Annotated in this window: 13 protein-coding genes; 8 read left to right on the top strand and 5 right to left on the bottom strand. The window is 72.1% G+C overall.

Annotated features, from left to right (window positions below):
• Positions 1-5: 5 nt before the first annotated feature.
• Positions 6-3167, bottom strand: a complete 3162-nt coding sequence (locus NQZ70_RS26975; RefSeq protein WP_129581595.1) for a TonB-dependent receptor — start codon at positions 3165-3167, stop codon at positions 6-8.
• Between the two features lie 242 nt (positions 3168-3409).
• On the opposite strand from NQZ70_RS26975, the gene NQZ70_RS26970 reads away from it, so the two are divergent.
• The 8 genes from NQZ70_RS26970 to bioB all read left to right on the top strand — a co-directional run bounded on the left by NQZ70_RS26970 (position 3410) and on the right by bioB (position 11551).
• The gene (locus tag NQZ70_RS26970; RefSeq protein ID WP_129576777.1) at positions 3410-4192 is read left to right on the top strand and encodes an energy transducer TonB; all 783 of its coding nucleotides are present in this window, start codon (positions 3410-3412) and stop codon (positions 4190-4192) included.
• Between the two features lie 168 nt (positions 4193-4360).
• A complete protein-coding gene (locus NQZ70_RS26965) occupies positions 4361-5077 on the top strand; it encodes a MotA/TolQ/ExbB proton channel family protein (protein ID WP_129576776.1) in 717 nt (238 codons plus the stop codon).
• A gap of 113 nt (positions 5078-5190) precedes the next feature.
• Positions 5191-5607 (top strand): biopolymer transporter ExbD, encoded by a 417-nt coding sequence (locus NQZ70_RS26960; RefSeq protein ID WP_129576775.1) that lies wholly within the window; start codon positions 5191-5193, stop codon positions 5605-5607.
• Positions 5608-5612: 5 nt separating this feature from the next.
• The gene (locus tag NQZ70_RS26955) at positions 5613-6071 is read left to right on the top strand and encodes a biopolymer transporter ExbD (RefSeq protein ID WP_020737070.1); all 459 of its coding nucleotides are present in this window, start codon (positions 5613-5615) and stop codon (positions 6069-6071) included.
• Between the two features lie 115 nt (positions 6072-6186).
• Complete coding sequence (thiC, locus tag NQZ70_RS26950) at positions 6187-7581, top strand: phosphomethylpyrimidine synthase ThiC (RefSeq protein ID WP_237245677.1); 1395 nt, start codon at positions 6187-6189, stop codon at positions 7579-7581.
• 13 nt (positions 7582-7594) lie between these two features.
• On the top strand, positions 7595-8380 hold the full coding sequence (locus NQZ70_RS26945; RefSeq protein WP_129576773.1) for a thiamine biosynthesis protein: 786 nt from the start codon (positions 7595-7597) through the stop codon (positions 8378-8380).
• 156 nt (positions 8381-8536) lie between these two features.
• On the top strand, positions 8537-9589 hold the full coding sequence (locus NQZ70_RS26940; protein WP_129576772.1) for a type IV pilus twitching motility protein PilT: 1053 nt from the start codon (positions 8537-8539) through the stop codon (positions 9587-9589).
• A gap of 912 nt (positions 9590-10501) precedes the next feature.
• Positions 10502-11551, top strand: a complete 1050-nt coding sequence (gene bioB, locus NQZ70_RS26935; protein WP_129576771.1) for a biotin synthase BioB — start codon at positions 10502-10504, stop codon at positions 11549-11551.
• On the opposite strand, the gene NQZ70_RS26930 is transcribed toward bioB, so the two are convergent.
• The 4 genes from NQZ70_RS26930 to NQZ70_RS26915 all read right to left on the bottom strand — a co-directional run bounded on the left by NQZ70_RS26930 (position 11493) and on the right by NQZ70_RS26915 (position 16090).
• Positions 11493-13253 (bottom strand): mechanosensitive ion channel family protein, encoded by a 1761-nt coding sequence (locus tag NQZ70_RS26930; RefSeq protein ID WP_129576770.1) that lies wholly within the window; start codon positions 13251-13253, stop codon positions 11493-11495. The two genes, bioB and NQZ70_RS26930, sit on opposite strands and share 59 nt — an antisense overlap.
• A 104-nt stretch (positions 13254-13357) precedes the next feature.
• Complete coding sequence (locus NQZ70_RS26925) at positions 13358-14563, bottom strand: ribonuclease D (protein ID WP_129581594.1); 1206 nt, start codon at positions 14561-14563, stop codon at positions 13358-13360.
• On the bottom strand, positions 14560-15528 hold the full coding sequence (locus NQZ70_RS26920; protein ID WP_129576769.1) for a matrixin family metalloprotease: 969 nt from the start codon (positions 15526-15528) through the stop codon (positions 14560-14562). The genes NQZ70_RS26925 and NQZ70_RS26920 overlap by 4 nt, the downstream gene beginning before the upstream one ends.
• Positions 15515-16090, bottom strand: a complete 576-nt coding sequence (locus tag NQZ70_RS26915) for a hypothetical protein (protein ID WP_237244092.1) — start codon at positions 16088-16090, stop codon at positions 15515-15517. Before NQZ70_RS26915 ends, NQZ70_RS26920 begins: the two co-directional genes overlap by 14 nt.
• Between the last annotated feature and the right edge of the window lie 171 nt (positions 16091-16261).

The following is a 16261-nucleotide window of genomic DNA, read 5'->3' as shown; positions in this document are numbered from 1 at the left end:
CGCGCCTAGAACGTGACCCGCGCGCCGAACCGGAACTGCCGGGGCGTCTGGTACTGCGTCGGCTTGCCGAAGTTCGGGTTCTTGGCCGATTCCTTGAGCGGCTGGCCGTCCGTGGTGGTGACGCACGTCGGGGTCGCCTCGAGCTGCTCGAGAGTTCCATTGACGCAGGGGTTCACGTCGGCCGTGGTGTAGCGCTGGTCCACCGCGACGACCTCCTGGAAGTTGAAGATGTTGAAGACATCCATGCTGACGGTGAGCTCGCTGTCCTTCGCGAGCTTGACCGAATAGCCGAGGTGGCCGTCGATGTTGTGCTGCCAGGGCAGCCGGCCGCCGGCGCCGCGGGGCAGGATGAACGTCTCGTCGTAGCTGTACAGGTAGTGCGAGCCCCAGTAGTCCTTCGGGGCGCCGGAGCGCGACCGGTAGGTGAGGCCGAGATCGATGAGCATGTTGTTCGGGAGCACGAACGTCTTCGCGCCGTAGATCTTGATCTCGTGCGCGTTGTCGCCGGGCAGGGCCCCGTCGCGGTTGACGAGGAGCGAGGCCAGATCGAACTCGGTGTTGATGTTCGGATCGAGCTGATCGGTCTCGGGCCTGAAGAGGCCCGGGTAATTGCCGCGCAGGTAGGACAGCGTGTAGCTCGCCTGGGCGAGCCACAGGTCGGCGAAGGCCTTCTGGAAATAGAGGGTCAGCGCGTCGTAGTCGCGCGTCGCCTCGGGGAAGTCCTTCGCGATCCCCTTGCCGGGGTTGCCGATGAAGTAGGTGTTCGCCTCATCGCGGCTCATGTCCTCGATGACGTTGTTCATCCAGCGCTTCGTGTACGTCGCGCCGAGGCGCGCGTTCTCGATGATCTCGTACTCGCCGCCGATCACGAGCTCGTCGGACGACTGCGGCGACAGGTCGGGATCCACCGGGGACTTGCCGCCGCCGAGCGTGAACCACTCGCGGTTCGGGTCGTAGTTCCCGAGGATCGTGGGCCGGTTCGCGTCGTTCCGGCACTGCCCCTCGCCGTAGCCCTTCGCGTCCACGGGATCGGCAGGGTTGCAGCCCCCCGGGCCGGCGACGTGATAGGAGCGGATGTTCCGCTCGTCGCCGAAGGCGCGATCCATCATGTCGAGGGGGACGCTCTCGTAATACCGCGCGAAGTTCGCGAACACCTTCGAGCGGCCCTGCTGCGTGATGTCGTAGACGACGCCCACGCGCGGCGACCACTGGTTCGCGAGCGCCAGCCCGAGCTTGCCGTCGCCGGCGAACAGGTACTGCGCGTCGTAGCGCAGACCGATGTTCAGCGTCACCTGGTCGAGGATGCTCCAGCTGTCCTGCACGAACGCGCCGATCGTCGCCCCGAGCGTGTTCACCGTGACCTTGTCCTGGATCACGTACCCCTCGGGACCGGTCAGGAAGCCGAGCTGTCGCTCGTCGTGGAAGGCGGTCCCGTCTCCCTCTTCCTGGTAGCTGGTGCCGCCCGCGTACGCCTTGATGTGCTCGTACGTCGTGATCTCGCCGTCGATGCCGGCCTTGACCACGTGGTGACCGAGCCCCTCGAAGATGCTCGTCACCATCGCCTTGAGCTGGAAGCGGTTGAGCGACGCGTCGTCGAGGAAGTCGGGGCCGCCGTCCCAGTACGTGCGCACCGCGCACGGCACCGCGACGACCTCGCCGTCCGCGTTGCGCAGCGGCTCGCACATCGCCCGGGCCTCGGGCGAGAGCTTCTCGAACTCGTAGATCGAGCGCCGGTGGGGGTCGTACCTCGCCCAGAGCACGAAGGGCCTGCCCGACAGGCCTTCGTCCGTCCCGATCTCCGAGCCGTCCGGGGCCAGCCGCGCGCTGCGCTGGTTGTGCCAGCCGAGCGTCGCATCGAACAGCAGGGTCTTGTTGTTGAACGCCGACGCCCACTTCAGCGCGACGTCGGTGGACGACGCCACGTACTCGTGCGCGATCGCGCTGTACCGGCCGGTGATGTTGGCCGCCTCGACGACGCCCCGCGCCGGGTCGAACCCGAAGTTGCCGTCGCCGCCGGAGGTCGACGGCGACCCGTAGACCGAGAGCGCGATGCTGTGATCCGGGCTGATCTGGTAGGTCAGCTTGCCGAGGTACTGCAGCGTCTGCTCCTCGGCGCGGTAGAACCGCTGCGTGCCCGGCAGCCGGTCGACGATGTTGAACTGCGTGTCGGGATCCTTCACCGGCTCGAAGGTGTTCGGGTCGTAGCGCGTGGCGAACAGGTTGCGCTCCATCTCGTAGCTCTTGAACGCGATCGCGGCGCCCGCGAAGAACCAGAGCTTGTCCTTCTGGATGGGGCCGCCGACCTCGAAGCCGTAGTCGCGGATGGACGACAGGCGCGTGTCCGTCTGGATGGTGTCGCCCTGGCGGCGGACCTCCTTGCTCTTCCCCTCGAACGCGCCGGGCGTGAGGTTGAAGAAGACCGAGCCCTGGAACGCGTTGCCGCCGCTCTTGGTCACGACGTCGAGGACGCCGCCGGTCGCGCGGCCGAACTCGGGCATGTACCCGCCGGCCACCACGTTCACCTCCTTGATGAACTCCATGGTGAGCGGCGTGCCGATGATCCCGTACGCGGGGTCGTTCACCGAGAGGCCGTCGATCACGTACTGGTTCTCGGGCGACGACGTGCCGGCGATCGACGTGCCGTACTCGTCCGCCTGCGCGCCGGGCGTGATCGCCGCGACCGACTCGAACGAGCGCGACGCCGCGCCCTTGCCCGTCGGGGGCGCCACGGCGATGCGCCGCGTGAAGTCCCCCGTGATGCTCTGGCCCACCGTGCTCGAGCCGACGTCGACCGTCGGCGCGCGGCCGACCACGACGATCTCCTCCGCCTTCAGCGCCTCCGGGAGCAGCTCCACGTTGACGCGGATCGTCGTCCCGGTGCGGACCACGATTCCGCTGCGCACGTACGGCTTGAACGATTCCTTCTCCAGGCGGAGTGTGTAGTCGCCCGGCGGCAGGTTCGGGATACGGTACTGGCCGGTGCCGTCCGTGACCACGAGCTGCTCCCCTTGCAGCTCGGGCGACGTCGCCGTCACGACCACATCGGCGGCGGGCGCTTTGCTCGAGGCGTCAATTACCCGTCCGATCAGAACGCTGTTGCCCGTCTGCGCGAGCGCCGGGGCCGCGGTCAACAAAGTCATGGCGAGCAGCAACAGCGCCGCCCACATCCCCCACGGCGCACGTGGTGAGCGCGCTCCGTGTTTCAGCCTCTTTTCGAGAAACTTCACGGAATTCCCTCCAGAAGTGTAGGCCCCTCGAGTCCCTCCTTACCCTAGACAGGAATCGCGCGAGACAATAGACTTTTTTGTAGGACTTGCTCGCTTGTGCACTCCGGGTAGGCGCCGCACGCCGCCACACGTCGCGGCCCATTCACGCAGATCAGCTCGAGTTCTAGGAGTTACGACCCCCCATGTTCGACTCGGTACTCGGTCGCACCACCGCCACCCAGGGGCGTCTCGGGACGGGCGCAATGCTCTCGATCGTCGCCCATGCGGCGATCGCGGGGGCCCTCCTCTGGCAGGCCACGCGCCCTCGGGTCGAGAAGCAGAAGGACGTCGAGGTCACGTTCTTCGCCCCGGCGCCGCCGCCCCCGCCGCCTCCTCCTCCTCCCCCGCCGCCGGGCGGCGGCGCGAAGCGCCCGCCGAAGGTGGAGCAGCGCATCGAGCAGCCGAAGCCTGTCAAGACGCCTGACACCATCTACGACATGCCGCAGAAGCCCAAGGCCAAGGCGCCTGAGCCGGAGCCGCCCAAGCCAGAGGCCCCGGAGCAGCCGGGCGGCGTCGAGGGCGGCGTCGAGGGCGGCGTCCAAGGGGGGACCGTCGGCGGCCAGGTCGGCGGGCAGATCGGCGGTCAGCTGGGCGGCCAGCTCGGCGGCCAGCTCGGCAGCACGGCGCCGCCGCAAAACGTGGTGCTGCCGTTCGGCGCGGGGATGAACCGGCCGACGATGATCTCGGGGCGAGATCCGCAGTACACGCGCGAGGCGCTCGCCGCGCGGGTGGAGGGGCTCGCGATTGTCAAGTGCGTCATCAAGACCGACGGCACGCTGACCAATTGCCGGATGGTCAAATCACTCCCCCACATGGATCGGGCGATCCTCGATGCGCTCTCGGGCCGTCGCTACACCCCCGTGATGTACCAGGGGCGCCCGGTCTCGGTCGACTACGTGTTCAACGTCCGGCTCAAGCTCCCTTGACCGCCGGCGGCCGGGTGTTGTTGAACGGACGGGGCACGTAGTAGAGAAGGTCACGGGGTAGGTTCGCTCTGCGGTACTGTCGAGTTCGCTGCGGCGTCCAGAGGCGCTGATCCAGCATAGCTGAAACCATCACGACACCAGGGAGCGCCAGGAGGCGCGAGCGAGACGATGCAATTCACGTTGATTGAGCTGTGGGGCCACATGGGGCTCTTCGCGAAGCTGATCGTCTTCGCGCTGGCCCTCATGTCCGTGTCGTCCCTGATCGTCTTCGGGGAGCGCCTCGTCGTGTCGTTCAAGTCGCGCGCCGCCTCGCGCGCGTTCGCCGAGCGCGTGGGGCCGATGCTCGCCCGGGGCGAGCTCGAGGGCGCCCGGGCCGCCGCCAAGCCCGCGGGCGAGATCGGGTACCTCGGCCGCGTCATCGGCGCCGGGCTCGCCGCCTACGCGTCGAGCGCGCCCTCGCGGCTGCCGGCGCAGGGGCACGAGCGCGACGGCGTGTTCGAGTCGGTGTCGCGGGCGCTCGAGCGGCAGGCGCAGCGGGAGGTGCTCAGCCTGAAGCGCGGCTACGGCCTGCTCGCCACGGTCGGCTCCACGGCGCCGTTCGTCGGCCTGCTCGGGACGGTCATGGGCATCGTGACCGCGTTCCAGCAGATGGCGGCCTCCGGCTCCGGCGGCCTCGGCACCGTCTCGGCGGGCATCGCGGAGGCGCTCATCACGACCGCCTTCGGCCTGCTCGTCGCGATCCCGGCCGTCATGGGCTACAACTACCTCCAGGGCTGGGTCGACGCCCGGGCGATCGACATCTCGGAGTCGTCGAACGAGTTCCTCGACATCGTGGCGAAGCGGCTCGACGGCCGCATCGCGCCGGCCGCCGACGAGGCCGCTTGACACAGAGCCCGCGCGACACGGCGCCTGCCTGGTCGCGGGGTGCGGCGCGCGGCGCCGCGCGCCCGCGGCGAGGCGCGCGCTGACGCGCCCAGAGCCGGGAAGCGAGCGTTCCAATGGGGATGGCTGTCGGCCCGCAGAAGGGCCCCAAGAGCGAGATCAACGTCACGCCGCTCGTCGACGTCGTCCTCGTGCTGCTCATCATCTTCATGGTCGTCACGCCGATGCTCCAGCGCGGCAAGGACGTGAAGCTGCCGCAGGCCGCGAAGGTGGACGAGGAGAAGAAGGAGGTAGACCCGCTGATCCTCTCCGTGACGCTGGAGAAGACGGTGTGGGTCGAGAACGACCAGTACGACGAGGCCGGGCTCGCCGCGCGGCTCGCGCGGGAGTTCGCCGCGCAGCCGGGGCGCAAGGTGCTCGTCAAGGGGGACCAGCGCCTCTCGTTCGGCGACGTCCGCCGGGTGATGGAGACGGCGCGCAAGTCGGGCGCGAAGAGCGTGTCGCTGGCGGTCGAGGAGCTGAAGGGGAGGTAGCGGCGATGAGCGCGCGCGCGAAGAGGAAGTTCGTCGTGAAGCCGGCGGTGCCGCTGAACTCCGACATCAACGTGACGCCGCTCGTCGACGTCGTGCTGGTGCTGCTGATCATTTTCATGGTCGTGACGCCGCTGCTCGAGAAGGACATCGGCGTGCGGGTGCCGGACACCGAGCAGGTCAAGGAGGACACCCCCCCGCCGCCCGACCAGCTGGTCGTCCGGGTGAACGCGCAGGGCGAGCTGATGGTGAACGACGAGCGGGTCGAGCGCGCCGATCTCGTCGGCAAGCTCAGGCCGCTCCTCGAGCGCCAGAGCAGGCCGCAGGACCGGATCGTCTTCGTGGTCGCGGACGACGCCGCCGTCTACGGCACCGTCGTCGAGGTGCTCGACGGCGCGAAGGCGGCGGGCGCGCAGACGCTCGGCATGATGACCGAGCTGCCCGAGCCGCCGCCGCCGTCGCCCTGAGCGCGGCCGCAGGCCCGCGTCTGCCGCTCGGGGCGGGCGGCCCGGCGCGACGCGAGGCTTGCGTCGCGCGCGGTCGCGACCTACACCGCCCCCCTCGAAAGCGAGGTCGTCGATGTTGCGGACCGAATGGGTGAGCAAGCGCGCCGGGAGCCCCAACCAGAGCCAGATGCACTTCGCGCGGAAGGGCATCGTCACGGAGGAGATGGAGTACGTCGCCCGCCGTGAGAGCCTCGCGCCCGAGCTCATCCGCAGCGAGGTCGCGCGCGGCCGGATGATCATCCCCGCCAACAAAAACCACCTGAACCTCGAGCCGATGTGCATCGGCATCGCGTCGCTCTGCAAGGTGAACGCGAACATCGGGAACAGCCAGACGACGAGCGACGTGAACGGCGAGCTCGAGAAGCTGCGCTACGCCGTCAAGTACGGCGCCGACACCGTGATGGACCTGTCGACCGGCGGCGACATCGACGGCATCCGCCGGGCGATCATCGCCGACTCCCCGGTGCCGATCGGCACGGTGCCGATCTACCAGGCGCTCGAGGTTTGCAAGGGCACGGCCAAGATGACGGCCGACGATCTCATCGACATGCTCGAGCACCAGGCGAAGCAGGGGGTCGACTACTTCACGATCCACGCGGGCGTGCTGCTCGAGCACCTGCCGCTCGTGAAGGGCCGCATCACCGGCATCGTCTCGCGCGGCGGCTCGATCATGGCGCAGTGGATGATCGAGCACCACAAGCAGAACCCGTTCTACACGCACTGGGACAAGGTGCTCGAGGTCTGCGCCAAGTACGACGTCACGATCTCGGCCGGCGACGGCCTCCGCCCCGGCTGCCTCCACGACGCGAGCGACGCGGCGCAGTTCGCCGAGCTGAAGACGCTCGGCGAGCTCACGAAGCGCGCCTGGGAGAAGGACGTGCAGGTCATGATCGAGGGCCCCGGGCACGTGCCGTTCGATCAGATCGCGATGAACGTGCAGAAGGAGATGGAGCTCTGCCACGAGGCGCCGTTCTACGTGCTCGGCCCGCTCGTCACCGACTTCGCGCCCGGCTACGACCACATCACGAGCTGCATCGGCGCCACGATGGCCGGCTTCGCGGGCGCCGCGATGCTCTGCTACGTGACGCCGAAGGAGCACCTCGGCCTGCCGAACCCGGAGGACGTGAAGCAGGGCCTCATCGCCTACAAGATCGCCGCGCATGCCGCGGACGTGGCGCGCAAGCGCCCCGGCGCGCGGGATCGCGACGACGCGCTGAGCCGCGCCCGCTACGCCTTCGACTGGAAGCAGCAGTTCGCGCTCTCGCTCGATCCGGAGACGGCGCAGGCGATGCACGACGAGACGCTCCCGCAGGAGTACTTCAAGACCTCGGAGTTCTGCTCGATGTGCGGGCCGAAGTTCTGCTCGATGCACATCAACCGCGTGGTCGACGAGTACAACGCGCGGCAGGATCGGCCGGAGACCGAGAACGCGCCCACGAAGCGGTCGCTCTCGCTCATCGATCAACCGTGAGGCGGGGGCAGCGGTGAGGCGGGGGAGGGGACGCGAAGGCCTCCCCCGCGCGGAGGCAGGCGCGCGCGCGTCTGCCTGCCCGCGCGCGGTCCTCGTCGCGGCCCTGTCGCGTCGCCTCGCGCGCGCGGTCCCCGTCGCATCCCTGTCGCGGCGCCTCGCGCGCCCGGTCCTCGTCGCCTCGCTCGCGCTCGTCGTCCTCGCCCCCCTCGCGTGCCGCCGCGAGAGCGCGACCTCCACGAGCGCCCCCTCGTCGCCCTCCTCGCCCGCTGCCTCGTCGGCGGCGTCGGCGGCGCCGCGACCGCCGAGCCCTCGTCTCACGGATCCGCGCTGGCGCCTCGCCGCCGGGGACGACCCGCTCGAGCGCGCCCGGCTCGCCGAGGCCGAGGGCGCGACGGGGCTCCTCGCCGCGCTGGAGGACGGCGGCGACATCGCGCTCACGGCCCTGGGCGCGCTCCCGTACGCCGACGACGCCGATCTCGCGCTCGCGCCGCTCGCCGAGCGTGCCCGCGCGGCGTCCGGGCCGTCGCTGACGCCCCTGCTCGAGGCGCTGCTCGGGATCGCCGGTCGCCCGCCGCGCCCGCGCGAGCCGCTCGACCCGGACGGGGCGCGCGCCGCGGCCGCGGCGCTGGTCGAGCTGTCGGGCAGGCGCGACCTCCCCGCGGAGCAGCGCGCGCTCGCGATCTCCGCGGCGCGCGCCCTCGCCGAGAGGGGGCTCGTCGATCCTCGCGATATTCCCGCGGATCTGGATCCGGAGGGGTCCGACGCGGGCTCCGCGGGAGCCCAGGCGCCGCGGCCCTGACGGCTGGCGCGGCTGCGCGCGCTTGGGTGCCCGCGCGGCCGTCGGCGCGGCGCCCGCGCGGCCGTCCAGCGCGGCCGTCCAGCGCGGCGCCCGCGCCGCCGGATCGTCCCGCCGCCCTTTGGGCCGGTTGGGGTCCCTTTTGGTACCTTCCCCCCCGTGACGACGCCGTACACCTCCGAGGCCTTCCTCCATCAGCTCCTCGGCAAGGCGCTTGCCGCCCACGCCAGCGACATTCACCTGAAGGTCGGTCAGCCGCCGGGCGCGCGGGTGCGCGGCGACATGGTCTACTTCCGGGTCGACCGGATCCGCCCCGAGGACAGCGAGGCCGCGGCGCGGGTGCTGCTCGCGGGCAGGCCTTCGCGCGAGCTGCTCGCCACGCTCCAGGAGCTCGACGCCGCGTACGTCGTCCCGGGGCTCGGCCGGTTCCGGGTCAACATCTACCGCCAGCGCGGCTCGCTCGCGATCGTGCTGCGCAGCATCCCGCTCAAGGTCCCCACGTTCGAGGAGCTGGGCGTGCCCTCGGCCGTGCGGGCGATGGTGGAGCACGACCACGGCCTCATCCTTGTCGCGGGCACGGCGGGCAGCGGCAAGAGCACGACGCTCGCCGCGTTCATCGGGCAGATCAACGCGACCTTGCCGCGGCACATCGTCACCCTCGAGGACCCCATCGAGCACGTGCACGAGGACAACCGCTCCAGCATCAGCCAGCGCGAGATCGGCGTCGACACGTCGGATTTCCCGACCGGGCTGCGCTCGGCGCTGCGGCAGGACCCGGACGTCGTGATGCTCAGCGCGCTGCGCGACGGCGAGTCGCTCGATCTCGCGCTGCACGCCGCCGAGACCGGGCACCTCGTGCTCGCGGCCGTGCACACGCCGGACATCACGCGCACGCTCGGGCGGCTGGTGGCGCTCGGCAAGAGCCCGAGCGAGGTGCGCGATCGGCTGGCCGACTGCTTCCAGGGCGCGGTCGCGCAGCGCCTCTTGCCCCGCCGCGACGGCGCGGGGGAGGTCCTGGCCTCGGAGGTGCTGGTCGCGACGGCCGCGGTGCGCGAGGCGATCCGCCGCCCGGAGGGGAGCCCTTCGCTGCGCGAGCTGATGGAGAAGGGGGTCACGCCGTACGGGATGCAGACCTTCGAGGCGCACCTGCGTCAGCTCGTCGGCCAGGGGGCGATCGCGAAGGAGACGGCGAAGGCGGTGACGGCGCTGTAGTCGATGGGTCGCGGTTCTTCGTCGGCATTCGTCATCCGTCTCCCGTCTTTCGTGCGCGTGCGAAGAGGGGAGACGGGAAGACGGGAGAGGGAAGACGGGAGAGGGAACAGGGATGATGACGAATCTATCGGGGTCAGTCTCTCGCCCGTCTTCCAGTTGAACAGATAGCCGTCCCGAACCGTGAGGTTCGGCTCATCAAACTTCGCGCCCTGCTCCAAGATGGGCTCGACCCGGGCCACGTCTCCATCCAGGTCCTTCAGCGCCTTTCGCGTTCGAGAGCTGGTCACGCACCTTCCCGACCTCGACGTCGCACACGGCTGCTGGCCGAAGGCCGCCGCACCCGCGGGCGAGGCGGCCGCGCCCCCGGCGAAGCGCTCACGCACACGAACCGCGGCACGCAGCGCGCCCCCGAGACCTTCGTGCGCCGGCGCGAAGGTCTCGGGGGCGCTCCGGAAGCTTCCGTCGCGCTCCGGAAGCTTCCGTCACGGAAACGAAGCCCTTCGTCGCGCTCCGGAGCACGACATTTCGCGTACTTAGCGGCGCCGGCCCCGCCCTCGACGGCCTCCGTGGCGCGCCGGAGGGTCAGATCCCCGGCAAATCAGGCCTCCCGCTCCGCGCCGGAAGCCTCCGGCCCGCGACGGAAGCCTTCGCGCCGGCGCCGGAAGGCTTCGTTGCCGCGCCGGAAGCTTCCGGCCCGCGCCGGAAGCCCTCCTCCGCTCACCAGGAGCCCTCGCCGCCGCGCCGGGGCGCTCCACCCCCACGGCGGCGGCGCTGCCCCCCACGGCGGCGGCGCTGCGATCACCGCCGCCACGCCTCCTTTGCGCCTCACCCCCTCCTTCGCCGCGCAACCCCCGGCCCCTCCTTCGCGCCTCGCTTGCAGCGGCGACCCAAGCCTGGGTATGAGCGGAGCCCATGCTCGACGGGATCGAACGGGAAGCGGCGGAGCACAACGGTGGGCGCAAGGAACCGAACGGGAGCGCCCCGGCGACGGGCGGGGTCCGCCACGACTGGACGGTCGAGCAGGCGGTCGCCCTGCACGATCTCCCGCTCTTCGAGCTGATCGACCGCGCGCGCTCGGTCCACCGCGCGTTCCACGGCGAGCACGAGGTGCAGCTCTGCACCCTGCTCAGCGTCAAGACGGGCGGCTGCCCCGAGGATTGCGCCTACTGCCCGCAATCGAGCCACTACGAGACCGAGGTCGGGCCGGAGCGCATGCTCGACGTCGGCGCCGTCCTCTCGGCCGCCGAGCGCGCCCGCGCCGGCGGCTCGACGAGGTTCTGCATGGGCGCCGCGTGGCGCGAGGTGAAGGACGGCCCCGCCTTCGAGCGCGTCCTCGACATGGTGCGCGGCGTGAAGGCGCTCGGCCTCGAGGCGTGCTGCACCCTCGGCATGCTCACCGACGACCAGGCGCGCCGCCTGAAAGAGGCCGGCCTCGACGCGTACAACCACAACCTCGACACGTCCCGGAAGGCCTACAAATCGATCATCTCGACGCGCACGTACGACGAGCGGCTCGTCACACTGCGCAACGTCCGGCGCGCGGGCATCACCGTCTGCTCGGGCGGCATCATCGGCATGGGCGAGTCGATCGCCGACCGCTGCGAGATGCTCGTCGAGCTCGCGCGCCTCGACCCGCACCCGGAGAGCGTGCCGATCAACGCCCTCGTGCGCTCGCCGGGCACGCCGCTGGAGAGCCTGCCGCCCGTGGACCCGATCGAGTTCGTCCGCATGATCGCCGTCGCGCGGCTCATGATGCCGCGCGCGATGGTGCGCCTGTCCGCCGGCCGGACGGAGCTCTCGCGCGAGGCGCAGCTGCTCTGCATGTACGCGGGGGCGAACTCGATCTTCTACGGAGACAAGCTGCTCACGACGCCGAACCCGGGCCCGGACGAGGACCGCGCGCTCATCGAGAAGGCGGGGCTCCAGCCGATGGCGCCTGCCGCGGCTCCCGCCGCCCGCTAGCCGGGCCGACGCCGTCGCCCGCCTCGGGCCGCGGGCGCTCCCCGCCGCGCGTCGCGACGTGGAGCGTCTGCGTCGGGTGCGCGAGCCGCGACCCGGCCGAGGCGATGAGCTCCAGGAAGGTGATCAGCATCTCCTGACGCATGGTCCGGAACTCGCCGAAGTCCGTCGTCTGGAACCAGGCCATCACCTCGACGTCGAGCGACGAGGGGCCGACGCCGACGAAGCGCACCACGACGTCGTCGGGCCAGATCTTCGGGTGCGCCCGCAGCGCGCGCTCGCACCCCTCGAGGACCGCGCGGAGCTGCTCGGGCGTGGTCTCGTGGACGAGGCCCAGCACGCAGGCGAGGCGCATCCGGTCGCGCGCCGTGTACGACTCGATCTGGAGATCGGCCAGCTTGCCGTTCGGGATCGTGACGATCGTCCGGTCGAGCGTGCGGATCCGGGTCGAGCGGAGGCCGATGGTCTCGACCGTGCCGAGCAGCGCGTCCACCTTCACGAAATCGCCGACCTGGAACGGCCGGTCGATGCCGATCGAGACCGAGCCGAAGAGGTTCTCCACCGTCTTCTGCGCGGCGAGGGCGAGCGCGACGCCGCCGATGCCGAGGCCGGCGAGGAGGCTTGCCACCGGGTAGCCGAGCTCGGATAGCACGGCGATCGCGCCGACGATCACGAGCGAGACCTTCGCGATCCGCCCCATGAGCGGCACGAGCGAGCGCGCCGCGGGGTTGTCGCGCGTCGCGGGGGCGGCGAGCAGGCGGCCGCCGACGGCGTCGATCGCCCGGAGGGCGAACCAGAAGACGGCGACGAAGACGCCGGCGCGCACCACCTTGTCGAGGAACGCCTCGGCCGGCGCGTAGAGCCCGAGCCACGGGAGCGCGATCTCGACGGCGAGCAGCGCCGCCGCGAACGTGAGCGGGCCGCGCGTGCCCTCGAGGAGCGCGTCGTCGAGCGGGGACTCCGTCCGGACGACGAGGCGGCGGAGCAGGGCGCGGAGGAGGAAGCTCAGCACCGCGCCGACGAGCCAGCCGGCGAGCGCGAAGACCGGCAGCGCGAGCCACTGCCACCAGAGCAGCTCGCGCGGCCCCGGGCGCAAGAGCGCCGGCGGCAGGTGGTCGCGCAGCCATCGGTCCTCGAGCCGCGCGTACCAGTCGTCGACGCGCTCCACGGTCGCGCGCGAGAAGATCCAGCGCACGCCGTCGGGGGTCGTGCGCCGCACCAGGCGCACCGGCTGGTACCCGGTCCGCGTCGGGATCCTGGCGATCTGCTCCACGCCGGCCCCGAGGTTGTCCTCCGTGTTCCCCTGCGCGTGCGGCGAGATCGTCTCCAGGTCGAGCCAGTCGTGCCGGTCGAGCACCGCCTTGAGCTTCTGCGCGAGCGCCGCGCCGTCCGCCCTCGGCGGCAGGTCGAGGTAGCGCGCGGCCTCGGCGTAGTTGCCCGCGCGACAGAGCTCGAAGAAGGCGCGCATCGAGGCCCGCGGCGAGTCGGGGGCGACCGGGAGCACCTCGGGATCGACGCCGGCTTCGGCGTTCGCCGCCGCCGGCGGCGCCGAGGGGGGAGGCGGCGGGGACAGCTCCCCGGCGCTCGCGCCCAGGAGGACGCACCCGAAGACGAACGCGAAGGCGAGCGCGGCGCGGATCCACCACCTCGCCGCCGGCAAGATGCGGAGCCGCTTCGAACCCTTGGGATGATCGTTCCAGGGCATGGGCCCCTGCTATTCCATCGCGCGGCGCGTCTGTCGACCGGGCGGCGCGCGCGCGGATCGCGCGGCGCGCCGGCTTACGCGGCGGCGCGTACGCGCCCTCGCAGCTACACCGCCGCGGCGGGCGGCTCGCTCGCCAGCGCCGCGGTCACCAGCGCCGCGAGCGCGGCGCCGTAGCGCGCGAGCCGGCGCGCGCCGAGCCCCGGGACGCGCGCGATCGCGTCGGCGACCGCGCCGCCGTGGCCCCCTGCGAGCGCGATCTCCACGAGATCCTGCGCGCAGTGCCCTGGCAGCACGACCTGCTCGTCGACCTGCCGCGCCTTCGCCTCGGCCCTGCGCCACGCCGCGATCCGGGTCTCCATCGCGCGCCGGACGGAGAGCTCCCTCCGGGACGGGCGGGTCTGCGCGAAGAGGGCGCGCTCGTCCTCCGGCACGTCGCCGTCGCTGCGCCCCTGCTCGATGGCGCGGAGCCACGCGGCGACGAGGCCGGCCGCGCGGCCCGCCGCGGCCCCGCGGACGGCGCGCACGTCGTCGGCCCGGGTCGGCCTCCGCTGCGCGAGCTCGAGGAGCGCCTCGCCGGCGACGATCTTGAAGGCGGGCAGGTCGGCCTCCTCGGCGGCGGCGTCGCGCGCCAGGACGAGCCGCCGGAGGATCGCGCGGCCCTCCGGGTCGAGCGCCTGGGCCCCCTTGATGCGCGCGTACGCCGGCCGCGGATCGCGCGGCGGGCCGAGGGCGGCCGCCAGCTTGTAGGCGCACTCCTCCGCGATCTCGTCCTCGATCCCGAGCGCGCGGACGTGCTCCGCGAGCCGCGCGTCGAGCGGGAGCAGGTGGAGCACGTCGTCGGCCAGGTAGCGCAGCTCGGCGTCCGCGAGCGGCCTGCGCCCCCAGTCGTGCTGCTGGAGCTGCTTGTCGATCTTCACGCCGAGCTCCGTCGAGGCGAGCGCCGCGAGCCCCGTCGCCGCGCGCCCCAGCATGCGCGCGGCGACCGAGGTGTCGCGCACGCCGGCGAGCGGCGCGCCCGCCTCGGCGAGCATGCGCGCGTCGAAGGTGAGGTCGTGCAGCACCTTGGGCGGCCCCGCGGCCCCGAGGAGCGGCGCGAGCGGCGCGACCGGCGCGCGGAGCGCGTCGACGACCGCGACCGCGAAGCCGTCGCCCTCGCGGAAGGCGAGCTGGACCGTGCAGAGCCGCGGGCGGTACGCGAACAGCCCGTTGGCCTCCACGTCGACCGCGAGCGCGTCGGCGCGCGCCGCGCGCTCGACGAGCCGGGCGAGATCGCCTTCGCGCTCGACGAGGACGGGGGGATCCTGGCTCAGCGGGCCCTCTCCCGGCCCGGGCGCGCCGCCCTGCCGCGCCGCGCCCGCGCGAGCGCGCCGAGCGACGCGACCGCCGCGGCGAGGAGCCCGCCGCCGCCGCCGCCCGGCGACGGGGCCGCGGCGCAGCCGCCGCCCTCCTTCGGGGCGGGCTGATCTTCGGCGCACAGGTCGGAGAAGCCGTGGCGCGGCGTGGGGTCGCACGCCTCGACCGGCTCCCCGGGCGGGTACACCGAGCAGATCCCCGCGCGGTCGTCGTCGTCGAGGTCGCGGAGCATCGTGCTCTCCGGCCGGTAGTCGGCGTACATGGTCGCGCCGACGTCGGCCGAGTGCGAGAGCCCGAGGAAGTGGCCGGCCTCGTGCGTGGCGATGCTCAGGAGGTCGAACGAGACGTCGTCGTCGCCCATCGAGAGCGTCACGTCGAACGAGTTGATCTCCATGTCGGCGTCGTAGATCTCGCCGTTCTTGAGGTTGTAGGTGACGGTCGTGAGCGCGAGGGTGCTCCCGCCGCTCCCGTACGGCCAGCCGTCGTCCCGGAACGTGATGATGTTCGCGTTCCCCTTGCGCTGGTTGTACTCGTGCGCGTCGCACGAGATCGGGCCGAGGTAGGTGACCTCCATGCGCGGGGTCGCCCCGCCGCCGCAGTCGGCCGCGGTCCACGTGGCGAACGCCTGCTCGAAGATCGCCTCGGCCTCCGCGAGCGTGACCTGGTGCGAGGCGTCTTCCTGGAGCGAGTAGCTGACGCACGGCGACGGCCAGGCGAGGGGGATACCGCAGTCGGTCGCCTGCTGCGGGTTGCAGACGGCCGCGGTCGACTGGGTCTCGGGACAGACGCTGGTGCGGCAGTACGCCAGGGCGGCCCGGGGAATGGCGAGCGCCGCGGCGACGAGCGTGAACGAGGCGACGGCGCGGGCGCGGGCGCGGGCGCGCTCTCTCCGTGTTGCGGGCGCGAGGTCACTGCTGCGCATGCTTCGCCTTCCAGGCGCGGCTCACCGCGTCGATCGCCGCGTCGACCGTCGCGCCGACGAGCTGCTCGCGCGCCGAGATCGCGGGGCCGGGCCGGGCCAGGACGGTCCCGCTGGACGGGCTCGCGGCCAGCCGCCGCACGGCGATGCGCGGCGCGCCGGCGATCCGCTGCGTCTCCTCGGCGTCGACGATGGGGTAGTGGCCCTGGGCCATCCCGGACACGACGAGCGCGGAGCTCGCCCGGGACACGAAGACCATCGCCTGCGCGCCGACCCTGAGCTGCGCGTCGCCGGCCACGTGCTGTCCGATGTCCCCGACGATGCCCCCGAGCGTCCTCACCCACACGTCGGCGTCGGGCTGTCCGGCCACCGTCCGGTCGATCGACAGGCGGGTATACGTCACGATCCTCTTGGCCCCGCCGAGCTCCTCCCACCGGCTGTACTGCTCGGTCGCGGTCGCGACCACGACGTACGAGGCGGCGGCGACGAGCTCGTCCAGCGAGAGCTGGATGGCGACGGCCGCCTGCGCGGCGCGCGGGCCGGACAGGAGCGCGCCGGGGCTCACCCCGGCTGCTGGGGCGGCGTCGCCCCCCGGCGCGAGGGTGACCGCGGGTGGCAACGCGAAGAGGAGGGCTATGAGCGAGGCTCTGGGAGACATAGGGGCAACGATACCATGCTGGCGAGCGGGGCACGCCGGAAGCCCGCGGCGCGGTCGTGCTGGACCCTGTGTCCCGGT

It is taken from the genome of Sorangium sp. So ce836 (assembly GCF_028553905.1).
Taxonomy (GTDB): Bacteria; Myxococcota_A; Polyangia; order Polyangiales; family Polyangiaceae; genus Sorangium; species Sorangium cellulosum_D.
Note: the sequence above shows the minus strand (reverse complement) of the source record. Positions and strands in the feature narration are given on the sequence as shown.

Excerpts from the sequence above, each read along its gene's own strand:
- NQZ70_RS26975 (WP_129581595.1), bottom strand. The coding sequence starts at position 3,167 with ATGTGGGCGGCGCTGTTGCTGCTCGCCATGACTTTGTTGACCGCGGCC.
- NQZ70_RS26970 (WP_129576777.1), top strand. The coding sequence starts at position 3,410 with ATGTTCGACTCGGTACTCGGTCGCACCACCGCCACCCAGGGGCGTCTC.
- NQZ70_RS26965 (WP_129576776.1), top strand. The coding sequence starts at position 4,361 with ATGCAATTCACGTTGATTGAGCTGTGGGGCCACATGGGGCTCTTCGCG.
- NQZ70_RS26960 (WP_129576775.1), top strand. The coding sequence starts at position 5,191 with ATGGGGATGGCTGTCGGCCCGCAGAAGGGCCCCAAGAGCGAGATCAAC.
- NQZ70_RS26955 (WP_020737070.1), top strand. The coding sequence starts at position 5,613 with ATGAGCGCGCGCGCGAAGAGGAAGTTCGTCGTGAAGCCGGCGGTGCCG.
- bioB (WP_129576771.1), top strand. The coding sequence starts at position 10,502 with ATGCTCGACGGGATCGAACGGGAAGCGGCGGAGCACAACGGTGGGCGC.
- NQZ70_RS26930 (WP_129576770.1), bottom strand. The coding sequence starts at position 13,253 with ATGCCCTGGAACGATCATCCCAAGGGTTCGAAGCGGCTCCGCATCTTG.
- NQZ70_RS26920 (WP_129576769.1), bottom strand. The coding sequence starts at position 15,528 with ATGCGCAGCAGTGACCTCGCGCCCGCAACACGGAGAGAGCGCGCCCGC.